This window comes from Pseudomonas sp. P9_31 (genome assembly GCF_034008235.1).
Taxonomy (GTDB): Bacteria; Pseudomonadota; Gammaproteobacteria; order Pseudomonadales; family Pseudomonadaceae; genus Aquipseudomonas.
Map to the genome: position 1 here is coordinate 5,669,338 of NZ_CP125375.1, position 12,086 is coordinate 5,681,423.

At 60.2% G+C, this 12,086-nt stretch carries 7 protein-coding genes and 2 tRNA genes; 4 read left to right on the forward strand and 5 right to left on the reverse strand.

What is annotated here, in order from left to right; all coding sequences use genetic code 11:
• Nucleotides 1-257 precede the first annotated feature (257 nt).
• Both rlmB and rnr read right to left on the reverse strand, forming a co-directional pair.
• Nucleotides 258-1,025 carry a 23S rRNA (guanosine(2251)-2'-O)-methyltransferase RlmB gene (rlmB, locus tag QMK51_RS25640; RefSeq protein WP_018928494.1) on the reverse strand — a complete coding sequence of 256 codons (768 nt, stop codon included), beginning with the start codon at nucleotides 1,023-1,025 and terminating at the stop codon, nucleotides 258-260.
• Complete coding sequence (gene rnr / locus QMK51_RS25645; protein ID WP_320392419.1) at nucleotides 1,022-3,661, reverse strand: ribonuclease R; 2,640 nt, start codon at nucleotides 3,659-3,661, stop codon at nucleotides 1,022-1,024. The genes rlmB and rnr overlap by 4 nt, the downstream gene beginning before the upstream one ends.
• 226 nt (nucleotides 3,662-3,887) lie before the next feature.
• Here rnr and QMK51_RS25650 point away from each other — a divergent pair.
• The 4 genes from QMK51_RS25650 (at nucleotide 3,888) to QMK51_RS25665 (ending at nucleotide 7,102) form a co-directional block, all read left to right on the forward strand.
• Nucleotides 3,888-3,974, forward strand: a tRNA-Leu gene (locus tag QMK51_RS25650).
• Between the two features lie 164 nt (nucleotides 3,975-4,138).
• Nucleotides 4,139-4,225 (forward strand) — tRNA-Leu (locus QMK51_RS25655).
• A 301-nt stretch (nucleotides 4,226-4,526) separates the two neighbouring features.
• Nucleotides 4,527-5,537 carry an extracellular solute-binding protein gene (locus QMK51_RS25660; RefSeq protein ID WP_320392420.1) on the forward strand — a complete coding sequence of 337 codons (1,011 nt, stop codon included), beginning with the start codon at nucleotides 4,527-4,529 and terminating at the stop codon, nucleotides 5,535-5,537.
• Nucleotides 5,537-7,102 carry an iron ABC transporter permease gene (locus QMK51_RS25665; RefSeq protein ID WP_320392421.1) on the forward strand — a complete coding sequence of 522 codons (1,566 nt, stop codon included), beginning with the start codon at nucleotides 5,537-5,539 and terminating at the stop codon, nucleotides 7,100-7,102. The genes QMK51_RS25660 and QMK51_RS25665 overlap by 1 nt, the downstream gene beginning before the upstream one ends.
• 124 nt (nucleotides 7,103-7,226) lie before the next feature.
• Here the strand turns inward: QMK51_RS25665 and QMK51_RS25670 are convergent, their stop codons facing one another.
• From QMK51_RS25670 to QMK51_RS25680, 3 genes are all read right to left on the reverse strand, one after another.
• The gene (locus QMK51_RS25670) at nucleotides 7,227-9,161 is read right to left on the reverse strand and encodes a methyl-accepting chemotaxis protein (RefSeq protein ID WP_320392422.1); all 1,935 of its coding nucleotides are present in this window, start codon (nucleotides 9,159-9,161) and stop codon (nucleotides 7,227-7,229) included.
• Between the two features lie 138 nt (nucleotides 9,162-9,299).
• Entirely contained in the window at nucleotides 9,300-10,592 is a 1,293-nt protein-coding gene (locus tag QMK51_RS25675) for an adenylosuccinate synthase (protein ID WP_105340473.1), read from the reverse strand.
• 54 nt (nucleotides 10,593-10,646) lie between these two features.
• Nucleotides 10,647-11,834, reverse strand: a complete 1,188-nt coding sequence (locus QMK51_RS25680) for an ATP phosphoribosyltransferase regulatory subunit (RefSeq protein WP_320392423.1) — start codon at nucleotides 11,832-11,834, stop codon at nucleotides 10,647-10,649.
• Nucleotides 11,835-12,086: the final 252 nt, after the last annotated feature.

Genomic DNA, 12,086 nt, shown 5'->3' on the forward strand with positions numbered 1-12,086 from the left:
AGGAGTGAATGACACTTATGGACTTGCCGGCGATAGACACATGCGTGCCTGCCGTCACAGCAAGGGGCGCAATTGTAGAGAAGGGTCGAGAGAGGTGCAAGGCAATTGGTGATTATTTGAACAACCCCAATCTTCGCCCAGACACAAAACCACTGTGGGAGCGAGCCTGCTCGCGATGGGGTGCAACATTCAACATTTGTGCTGAATGTAACTCCGCTATCGCGAGCAGGCTCGCTCCCACAGGGATTACAACCGAATCAGGACTTTTTGGCGGTTCCGGCGGCTTTGACGCCGCGCTGGCGCAGGGCCTCGAACAGGCAGACGCCAGTGGCCACGGAAACGTTGAGACTGCTGACACTGCCCGCCATCGGCAGGCGCACCAGATAGTCGCAAAGGTCGCGAGTCAGGCGGCGCATTCCGCTGCCCTCCGCCCCCATGATCAGGATGGTCGGGCCGGTCAGGTCCTGCTGATACAGATCCTGCTCAGCCTCGCCCGCGGTACCGACGACCCACAAGCCACGCTGCTTGAGCTTTTCCAGGGTGCGCGCCAGGTTGGTCACGGCCACCAGCGGAATCACCTCCGCCGCGCCACAGGCGACTTTCCGCACCGTCGGGGTCAGGGTGGCTGACTTGTCCTTCGGCACGATCACGGCCAGCGCGCCGGCCGCATCGGCCGAACGCAGGCAAGCGCCGAGATTGTGCGGATCGGTCACGCCGTCGAGTACCAGCAGCAACGGTGCGCCTTCGGTGCGATCGAGCAGCTCGTCGAGCATCGCCTCGCCCCAGACCTGGCTCGGACTCACGTCCGCCACCACGCCCTGGTGCACGCCTTCAACCCACGCATCCAGCTCACGGCGCTCGGCCTGACCGACGGCTACGCGATTTTCGGCAGCGAGCTCGATCAGCGTCTGAACCCGCGGATCACTGCGGCCTTCAGCCAGCCAGATCTGCTTGACGCGTTTTGGGTGGTGACGCAGCAATGCTTCTACCGCGTGCACGCCGTAGATCTTTTCCAACTGACTCATGACTTGGCCTTAGGTTTACGCGCCCCGCCGCTTCTGGCGGCTGGAGCGGAACCCGCTTTTGGCGGGCCTTTACGGTGTTTGCTTGGTTTTGCTGGCTTGCCGCCGGAGGCCTTGTCAGGCGCCGACCGCCCGGTCTTTCCCCCAGACGCCGCTTTACCGCCGCTTTTCGCTTCAGACAGCAATGCCTGTTTCATTTCACGACTTTTACGCAACTCGGCATTTTTTGCCGCGGCATCGCTCGGGCGATAGGCTTCGACAGCCTTTTCCTTGGCAGGACGACGACCGGTTTTCGCCGGCACCGGCTCCACAGCCGATTTTGTAGTAGCGGCGGCAGGTGCAGCGGTTTCAGCGCCACGTTTTTTGCGGCCGATCGGCGCGCTGATGGTTTTTTCAGCCATCTCGAAGTCGATCTTGCGCTCGTCGAGGTCGACGCGCATGACCCGCACTTCAACGGTGTCGCCAAGGCGGAAACTGCGACCGGTACGCTCACCGGCGAGGCGATGGTGCACAGGGTCGAAGTGGTAGTAATCGCCCGGCAGCGCGGTGACGTGCACCAGGCCTTCGACGTAAATATCGGTCAGCTCGACGAACAGGCCGAAACCGGTCACGGCGGTGATCACACCCGGGAACGATTCGCCCACGCGGTCTTTCATGAACTCACACTTGAGCCAGTTCACTACGTCGCGGGTCGCTTCGTCGGCACGGCGCTCGCTCATCGAGCACTGCTCGCCGAGCTGCTCCAGAATCGCTTCGTCGTACGGGTAGATGCGCGCTTTCGGAATGGTCATCGCGCCAGCACGGCGAACGTGCGGGGTGTCCATTTTCGAATGGATGACGCTGCGAATCGCCCGGTGCGTGAGCAAGTCCGGGTAGCGGCGAATCGGCGAAGTGAAGTGGGTATAGGCTTCGTAATTCAGGCCGAAGTGGCCCTGATTATCGGCGCTGTACACCGCCTGACTCAACGAACGCAGCATGACGGTCTGAATCAGATGGAAATCCGGACGATCCTTGATGCTTGCCAGCAAAGCCTGGTAATCCTTCGGCGACGGACCGTCCTTGCCTTTGTGCAGGGACAGGCCAAGCTCGCCAAGGAAAGCACGCAGTTTTTCCAGACGCTCCGGTGGCGGGCCATCGTGGACGCGGTACAACGCTGGGATTTCGTGTTTTTTCAGGAATTCGGCGGTGGCCACGTTGGCCGCCAGCATGCATTCCTCGATCAGCTTGTGGGCGTCGTTGCGAACGGTCGGACGGATTTCGGCAATCTTGCGCTCGGAACCGAAGATGATTCGGGTTTCCTGGGTTTCGAAATCGATCGCGCCGCGCACGTGACGGGCCGCCAGCAAAACCTTGTACAGCGCATACAGCTGCTTGAGGTGCGGCAGGACGTCGGTGTATTCACCACGAAGCTGACGAGCCTCGGTGGCTTTCGGCGTTTCCAGCATGGCGCTGACCTTGTTGTAGGTCAGGCGGGCATGGGAGTGAATCACCGCTTCGTAGAAGCAGTAGTCGGTCATCTCGCCGGATTTGGAGATAGTCATCTCGCAAACCATGGCCAGGCGATCGACGTGCGGGTTCAGCGAGCACAGGCCGTTGGACAGCTGTTCAGGCAGCATCGGCACGACGCGCTCGGGGAAGTACACCGAGTTGCCACGAACCTGGGATTCGTTATCCAGTGCCGAACCGATTTTTACGTAGCTGGAAACGTCGGCAATCGCCACGTACAACTTCCAGCCACCGGAGAACAGGCGCAGCTTGCCCGGTTTGGCTTCGCAGTAGACCGCGTCATCGAAGTCGCGCGCATCTTCGCCGTCGATGGTCACGAACGGCAGATGGCGCAGGTCGATGCGCTTCTCTTTGTCTTTCTCTTCGACTTCAGGCTTGAGCTTGGCAGCTTCCTTGAGTACCGCTTCAGGCCAGACATGAGGAATATCGTAGGTGCGCAGGGCGACATCGATTTCCATGCCCGGCGCCATGTAGTTACCCACGACTTCGACCACGTCGCCTTGCGGCTGGAAGCGTGGCGTCGGCCAGTGAGTGATCTTCACCTCAACGAACTGACCGATCTGGGCATTGGCGTTGCGACCTGGCGTCACCAGCACTTCTTGCTGGATCTTCGGATTGTCCGCGACGACGAAACCGATGCCGCCCTCCTCGAAGTAACGACCGACGATGCTCTCGTGGGCACGGGACACCACTTCGACGATCATGCCTTCGCGGCGGCCGCGACGATCGAGGCCGGAAACACGCGCCAGCGCACGGTCGCCATCGAACACCAGGCGCATTTGCGCCGGGCTCATGAACAGATCGTCACTGCCGTCGTCCGGGACCAGGAAGCCGAAGCCGTCACGGTGACCGCTGATGCGGCCCAGGATCAGGTCGAGCTTGTCCACCGGCGCATAAGTGCCGCGACGGGTATAGATGAGTTGAGCGTCGCGCTCCATGGCGCGCAGGCGGCGGCGCAGGGCTTCGATCTGGTCTTCTGTGGTCAGACCAAACTCTTCGACCAGCTGCTCGCGGTTAGCAGGCGAACCTCGATCAGCGAGGTGCTGAAGGATCAGTTCGCGGCTAGGAATAGGGTTTTCATATTTTTCCGCTTCACGAGCGGCCTCGGGATCGAGGGACTGCCAATCGGCCATTAGAGAGTTTTCACCTTGTCTATATGCGGGTTAGTTTGGCATAGGCGTAATGAAACGGGAAATTTCAGGCTATGACAGCCCATCTAAAGCCCTTTATCGACACCGCAAAGCTGATTTGAATGCCGCCGGTAAAATTTTCCAGGTTTTTTTGATGACAGGGGTTTACAGTTAAAAAGACGCTCCGTATAGTGCGCGCCATCGACGACGCACTAGCGCTGCCGATACTGCCCAGATGGTGAAATTGGTAGACACGCCAGCTTCAGGTGCTGGTGACCGCAAGGTCGTGGAAGTTCGAGTCTTCTTCTGGGCACCAATTTCGAGCTTGAGATTAGATCAATTTCAGGCTCACACAAAACCCGCGAAAGCGGGTTTTTTGCATTCCAAGCTTCTGAAATATTAAAACTAAATCAGGGGTTTACAGATCAAAATGCTCTCCGTATAGTGCGCCACATCAACAGCGGCAACGCTGAAGATACTGCCCAGATGGTGAAATTGGTAGACACGCCAGCTTCAGGTGCTGGTGACCGCAAGGTCGTGGAAGTTCGAGTCTTCTTCTGGGCACCAATTCAAATTCAAGGTCACGATCTTGAATTTCACAAAAACCCGCGAAAGCGGGTTTTTGCGTTTTGTGGCGAGGGCGCTTGCTCCCGCTGGGGCGCGAAGCGGCCCCCTCATTCTTTTAGTCAAACCTTATTGCCCGGTTTTGCGACCGCTTCGCAGCCGAACGGGAGCAAGCTCCCTCGCCACAAAGGCCCGCCCCACCCCCTCTAGCCAACACTCCTCAGACCCGCAAGGCGCACTTGAGAAGCAATATCGTTTATCATTGTTTCAAGTTTTTGCAATGCGACAGTGAGGAACCCTGCGAATGATGTTTCGAAATACCCTGCGCCGCGGCCTGACCATCACCCTCCTCGGCCTGACACTCGCCACTCCCCTCACCCAAGCCGCCGATCCGGTTTCCCTGACACTCTATAACGGTCAACACAAGGAAGTCGGCGACGCCGTCGCCAAAGCCTTCGAGGCCAAGACCGGGATTCACGTCAATGTGCGCAAGGGCAGCAGCAACCAGCTCGCCAGCCAGATCGCCGAAGAAGGCGATCGCTCCCCCGCCGACGTGATCTACACCGAAGAATCGCCACCGCTGAACAAACTCGGCGAACAAGGCCAGCTGGCCCAGACCGATACCGCCACCCTCGCCGTTCTGCCCAAAGACTACGTCGCTGGCAACGGTACCTGGATCGGCATCACGGCACGAGTCCGCGTCGTCGCTTTCAACCCCAAGCTGATTGACGAAAAAGACCTGCCCAAATCAGTGATGGAATTCTCCGATCCAAAATGGCAAGGCAAGGTCGGCTTCGTGCCTTCCAGCGGCGCCTTCCAGGAGCAGGCCGTAGCGATCATCAAAGTCCACGGGATGGACGCCGCCGAAGAATGGCTGACCGGCCTGCGGGCGTTCGGCAAGACCTACAGCAACAACATGGTTGCGCTGAAAGCCGTGGAAAATGGCGAAGTCGCCACCGTGCTGGTGAACAACTATTACTGGTTCGCCTTGCAGCGTGAAAAAGGCCAGCTCGACTCGAAACTGCATTACTTCACCGGTGGCGACGTCGGTGGGCTGATCACCGTTTCCAGCGCTGCGGTGCTGAAATCCAGCAAGCATCCAAAAGAAGCGCAGCAATTGCTCGCCTACATGGCCAGCGAAGAAGGTCAGCGCGTGATCACCCAGACCACCGCCGAATACCCGCTGCACAAGGGCATGGCATCGGATCGCGGTCTCAAGCCATTCAGCGAACTGCAAGCGCCGAACGTCACGCCGGCCGACCTCGGCAACGCCGAAGAAGCCCTGGACCTGGAACGCGACGTTGGCTTGAACTGATGAGCACATCGTTATCCGCCCCCGCCTTGCGCGGGAGCTACGTGCCACGGCGCAAGCGGCCGTCAATCTGGTTGTTGCTGCCGGTTTTGCTGCTGGTGGTGCTCAGTCTGTTGCCGCTGGCTTATGTCGGCCTCAAGACCTGGCAAGCCGGCTGGGCCGAGGCGCTGCATCTGTTGTGGCGGCCCTACGTGTTTGGCCTGTTGCGCAATACGCTGGCGCTGATGCTGGGCGTCACATTAGCCTGTGGTGTGATTGGCTTGTCACTCGCCTGGTTGCTGGAGCGCAGCAATCTGCCGGGACGGCGGTTATGGGGCGTGATCCTGTGTCTGCCATTCGCGGTGCCGGCGTTTGTCAGCAGCTTCACCTGGGTGTCCCTGAGCGCTCACTTCGAAGGGCTGGGCGGTGCGATTCTGGTGATGAGCCTGTCCAAGTACCCGCTGATCTTTCTGCCGGTGGCGGCGACGCTGCGCAATCTCGATCCCTCTCTTGAAGAGTCCGCACGGACCCTGGGGCAGAATCGTTGGGGCGTATTCTTCAAAATCACCCTGCCCCTGCTCTGGCCGTCACTGCTCGCCGGCTCGCTGCTGATTGCGCTGCACATGCTGGTGGAGTTCGGCGCGCTGTCGATCATCGGCCTGCAAACCTTTACCACGGCGATCTATCAGCAGTTCGAACTGGAGTTCAGCAATGCCAACGCGGCAATGCTTTCTGCCGTATTGCTGGCGCTGTGCCTTATGTTGCTGTGGCTCGAATTGCGAGTGCGCGGCAAAGGCCGACATGTGCGCACCGGCCAGGGCGCGGCGCGGCATGCGGAGCAGGTTCGTCTGGGGCCATGGGCGACTGCCGGACAGCTTTACTGCTTGCTGCTGGCGATCATCGGCAGCGGCATTCCACTGGGAATGCTGGCGTACTGGCTGATGGTGGGTTCATCGGCGGCGTTCCCGGTAGCCGCGATCAGCGAGGCATTGTTATCGTCCCTGGCGCTGTCGCTAGGTGGAGCTGCGCTGTGCCTGGTGCTGGCGGTGCCGGTGGGGTTGCTGGTGGTGCGCCATAAAGGCCGGCTGGCGATCTGGGCCGAGCGCCTGCCGTATCTGTTGCATGCATTGCCAGGGTTGGTGATTGCGCTGACCCTGGTGTATTTCGCTCTGCATTATGCGCCGGTGCTGTACCAGACCTCGGCGCTGCTGCTGATTGCTTATGCGTTGTTGTTTCTGCCACTGGCGCAGGCGCCGATTCGCACTGCGCTGAACAAGGCTGCGCCACAACTGGAAGAGGCCGCACGCACGCTGGGGGCGTCGTCTTTCAGCGCGTTTTGTCGGGTGACCCTGCCCATCATCTTTCCCGCCCTGGGCGCAGCGTTTGCGCTGGTGTTTCTGGATGCGATGAAAGAACTGACGGCAACGCTGCTGCTGAGCCCGACCGGGCTCAATACATTGGCGACGGAAGTCTGGGCGCACACTGCGAATGTGGAGTTTGCGGCGGCGGCGCCTTATGCGGCGTTGTTGATTGTGGTGTCGGGGTTGCCGGTTTACTTGCTTACGACCCGGATGTATTTGAGCCGCTGACATCGTCATCGCGAGCAGGCTCGCTCCCACATTTGATTTAGGGTGTTCACACATTTTGTGTCCACCAACAATCACTGTGGGAGCGAGCCTGCTCGCGATTAGACCCTACCAGCCAATACAAGCCTTAAGCCCTGAACTGCCCCAGGCTCGCCTTCAACTGCGCCGCCAACCCATCCAGCACCTTGCCGCTGGCCGTGGTTTCCACCACCGCCTGAGCAGCCTTCTCAGCTTGAGCATGGATAGTCTCAACCCGCCCACGTACCGCCTGTGCACCTTGCGCCTGATGCGCCGCGGCCTGGGTCGCCAGACCGATCGCCGCATGCACCTGCTCGACCGACACCTGCACCGACTGCTGCAACCGCGCACTGTCGCGCAACACCAGCAAACCTTCGCTGGCCTGACGTCCGGCCTGCCCGATTGCCGCAACGGCCTCGCGCGCGCCCTGCTGCAACGCAACGATGTGCGCCTGAATGTCGCCGGTCGAGCTCTGAGTCTTGCTCGCCAGCGCCCGCACCTCGTCCGCCACCACGGCAAACCCGCGACCGGTCTCACCGGCACGCGCCGCCTCAATGGCCGCGTTCAGCGCCAACAAGTTGGTTTGCTCGGCGATCCCGTGAATCACCGTCAGCACCACTTCAATCTGCTCACTCTGCTGCGCCAGCCGCTCAATGACTTTCGCCCCGGTATCAACTTGTCCGGCCAACGCTTCGATCAGGCTACCGACTTTCGCTGAGGTTCGAGTGTTCTCATCGGTGGCCTGACGAATATCCACCATCTGCTTCAAAGCAGCCTGCATCGCATGGCTTTCAGACTGAGCTTCGTCAGCCATCTGCGACAACGCGCGCAAGCTTTCGGCCACTTCATCGCGCTGCATGCCAGCCGCGGCATCGGCGCCGGCATTGCGCAAGGTCATGGCGCCGATTTCCACGCCGGTACGCTGGGCCACATCGCCAGCCTCACGCACGATCGGCTGCAACTTATCCACAAAGCGATTGACCGCCGAGGCCATGTCGCCGATCTCATCCTGACTATTGATCTGCACGCGCTTGGTCAGATCACCCTCACCTGCCGCCAGATCATCCATGGCGGTGATCAGCATCTTCAAGCGGTTGACCACTCGACGGCCCAGCACCACCGTCAGCAACAGCAGCACACCGAAACCCACCACCACCAGGCTCATACCAATTCGCCAGCGCAAAGTCCCCGCAGCTTCCTGCACGGTACTGGTAGTATTGGCTTTCATTTCAGACGCGGTGGACTGCGCCGATTGCAGACGCCCACGCATCGCCGTTGCGCTATCAGCCGCCGCGCCTTTGAGGCTGTCACCCACCAATTGATCGCTGCTGGCGATCAACGCCGAGAAGCGCTTGTCCAGCGCCGCCAGATCGGTTTCCACGGAAGCGGTCGAGACCCCCATCAAAACCTTGCCGATCTCCACCCCATTGGGGCTGATCGAGGCTTCGAGGTAGTAGACCGACGGATCGTTCTTCGCCGCATCCAGCACCTTGTCCAGCGCCCGCTCGCCCTGGCCTTTTTCCAGAAGCGCCTTGTTGATCGGGTTCTCCCGATTGAGATAGCGCGTCAGGTGCTGGCCCGTCGCATCATCGTAGATCACGAACAACACATTGGGATTGCGCTGGGCACGGCGAGCGAACTCGGACAGGGTTGGAATGTCACCGTCCCACATGGCGCGAGGTGCGACCGAGGCCAGAAGTTGCGCCATCTCGTTGGCCGAATCCTTCAGGCCCTTCTCCAGCGTCGTACGCAGCTGTGCCTGCTCGTCCTTCAGACGCGAAGACAACCCGGCGGTCAGGCGCTGACGGGTACTGGTGGACAGGCTATCCAGGCTCGACGTGACTTCACGCCCTGCCTGCTCAAGCTCACCGGAGAGCTTTTGGCTATCAGTGCTCAGGCGCACACCCAAATCGGCTTCCAGTGCAGTCACTGTGCTCCGGGTCAGAGCGACAGCCACCAGCACCTGCACCAAAAGGGCGATACCAAGGGTAACGAACACAGGCCGCAAGAGACGGCTTTGTAACAGTGAGAGAACGGCCGACACTGGAAATCCCTCTGCTTTAACGCCATTAAATTGATGGCACTCTGAAGGCGATATTCACAGCAAAGGTCATGCCGTCCAACAGGCATAAACGACAAAGGCCCCGATTAAGGGGCCTTTGTGTTTTACATCAACGACTTATTAAGCGAACGGGTGACGCAGAACGATGGTTTCGTTGCGGTCCGGGCCCGTCGAAATAATGTCGATCGGCGCACCGACCAACTCTTCGACGCGTTTGATGTAGTTGCGTGCAGCCTGAGGCAGCTCTTCCAGGGTCTTGGCACCGACGGTGGATTCGGTCCAGCCTGGCATTTGCTCGTACACCGGCTCCAGGCCGATGTAGCTGTCGGCGTCAGTCGGTGCGTCGATCACTGCACCATCCTGGTTCTTGTAGCCCACGCAGATGTTGATGGTTTCCAGACCGTCCAGCACGTCCAGCTTGGTCAGGCACAGGCCCGAGATGCTGTTGACGTCGATGGCGCGACGCAGGATGACGGCGTCGAACCAGCCGCAACGACGGGCACGGCCGGTGGTAGCACCGAACTCATGGCCACGCTTGGCCAGAAAAGCCCCCACGTCATCGAACAGCTCAGTCGGGAACGGACCCGAACCCACGCGAGTGGTGTAAGCCTTGGTGATGCCGAGGATGTAATCCAGGTACATCGGACCAAAACCCGAACCGGTGGCGATGCCGCCTGCGGTGGTGTTGGAGCTGGTCACGTACGGGTAGGTGCCGTGGTCGATGTCCAGCAGGGAGCCCTGGGCGCCTTCGAACATGATGTCTTTGCCGTCGCGACGCAGGTTATGCAGTTCGGCAGTGACGTCGAGCATCATCGGCTTGAGCAGCTCGGCGTATTCCATGCACTCGTCGAGCGTCTTCTGGAAGTCGATTGCTGGCTCTTTGTAGTAATTGACCAGTACGAAGTTGTGGTAATCCAGCAACTCGCCCAGCTTGGCGGCGAAACGCTCACGGTGGAACAGGTCACCGATGCGCAGACCGCGACGGGCTACCTTGTCTTCGTAAGCCGGGCCGATGCCGCGACCGGTGGTACCAATCTTCAGCTCGCCACGGGCCTTTTCACGGGCCTGGTCCAGCGCTACGTGGTAGGACAGGATCAGCGGGCAGGACGGGCTGATACGCAGGCGCTCGCGCACCGGTACGCCTTTCTCTTCCAGCTTGATGATTTCCCGCAGCAGAGCGTCGGGTGCAACCACCACGCCGTTACCGATCAGGCACTGCACGCCTTCGCGCAGCACGCCCGACGGGATCAGGTGCAAGACGGTTTTTTCGCCGTCGATCACCAGGGTGTGGCCAGCGTTGTGGCCACCTTGGTAGCGCACTACGGCGGCAGCATGTTCGGTCAGCAGATCAACGATCTTGCCTTTGCCCTCATCACCCCATTGGGTGCCCAGGACTACGACATTCTTACCCATAACACTTGTCCTCATTCGCGCAAACTTGGTGCCGGCGGCGGCCGGCAGGAAAACTCAAGAAGCCAGTGGCGATACTTGCCAAAGCCCGTTCTGCTGAATCAATTGCCGGTCGCAGTCCGCTTCACGGGCGGCGGCCAAAGGCTGCCCAGGCAATGCCTGGACGACACGCTGCCCCTCACTGCGCAACTGGCAAACCTGCTGCCAGAGTGCTGCATCCGTACTGTCAGGCATCCAGATACCGCCAGACGGTAGCTTGATCTCAGCACGCCCCAGGGTCACCAGGGTTTTCAAATCGGTAGAGAAACCGGTCGCCGGACGGGCGCGACCGAAGTCGGCGCCGATGTCGTCGTAACGACCGCCCTGAGCGATGGACTGGCCAACGCCCGGCACAAACACAGCGAACACCACACCGGTGTGGTAGTGGTAGCCGCGCAACTCGCCCAGGTCGAAGTACAGCGGCAACTCCGGGAAACGCGTAGACAGTCGCTCGGCAATCGCCAGCAAATCGTCCAGCGCCGCCAGAACAGGCGCTGGCGCATTGGCCAGACGCTCACGTGCAGCGCTCAACACTTCACGACCGCCACACAGGTCGACCAGCGCCCGCAGCATGCCCGACAGATCGGCAGGCAAGCCTTCGGTCAAGGTAATGACCTCGTCGATGGCTTTACGTTGCAATGCATCGAACAACTGTTGCTCGACTTCGCCGGACAAACCGGCGGCGCGGGCCAGGCCACGGTAGATGCCGACATGACCGAGATCCATGTGCACATCCGGCACATCGGCCAGTTGCAGCATGGCCAGCATCAGGCTGATGACTTCCACGTCGCTGCTAGGGCTGGCATCGCCGTACAACTCGGCGCCCAGTTGAATCGGGCTGCGTGAGGACGACAAGGCACGTGGCTGAGCATGCAGCACGCTACCGGCATAGCACAGACGGCTCGGGCCTTCACGACGCAAGGTGTGCGCATCGATGCGCGCCACTTGCGGCGTGATGTCTGCACGGAAACCCATCTGCCGGCCCGATTGCGGGTCGATGACCTTGAAGGTACGCAGATCGAGATCCGAGCCCGCGCCGGTCAGCAGGGACTCCAGGTACTCGATATGGGGGGTCACGACAAACTCGTAACCCCAGCTCTGGAACAGATCCAACACCTGACGACGCGCTACTTCGATACGCGCGGCTTCTGGTGGCAGTACTTCTTCGATGCCATCTGGCAGCAGCCAGCGGTCTACCGTTGCCATTACGCCATTCCCCTATGATCCGGGCAGCAAGCCTTTGGGCGAGCCTTGAGTGAAGCAGAAAATGATCGGCTCATGTGCATAAACCACGCGCATGAACAACGGGGCGAAAAGCCTGAAACCGGCTTCGCCAACCATTTTCCTCGAAAAACCTGTCGAGTCATTCAACTCGGGCGCCTGCATAAAAACAGCAATCAAACGTGCAGACGCAAAAAAGCCGGGGATTTCCCGGCTGCCGCATCATACACACGTTTT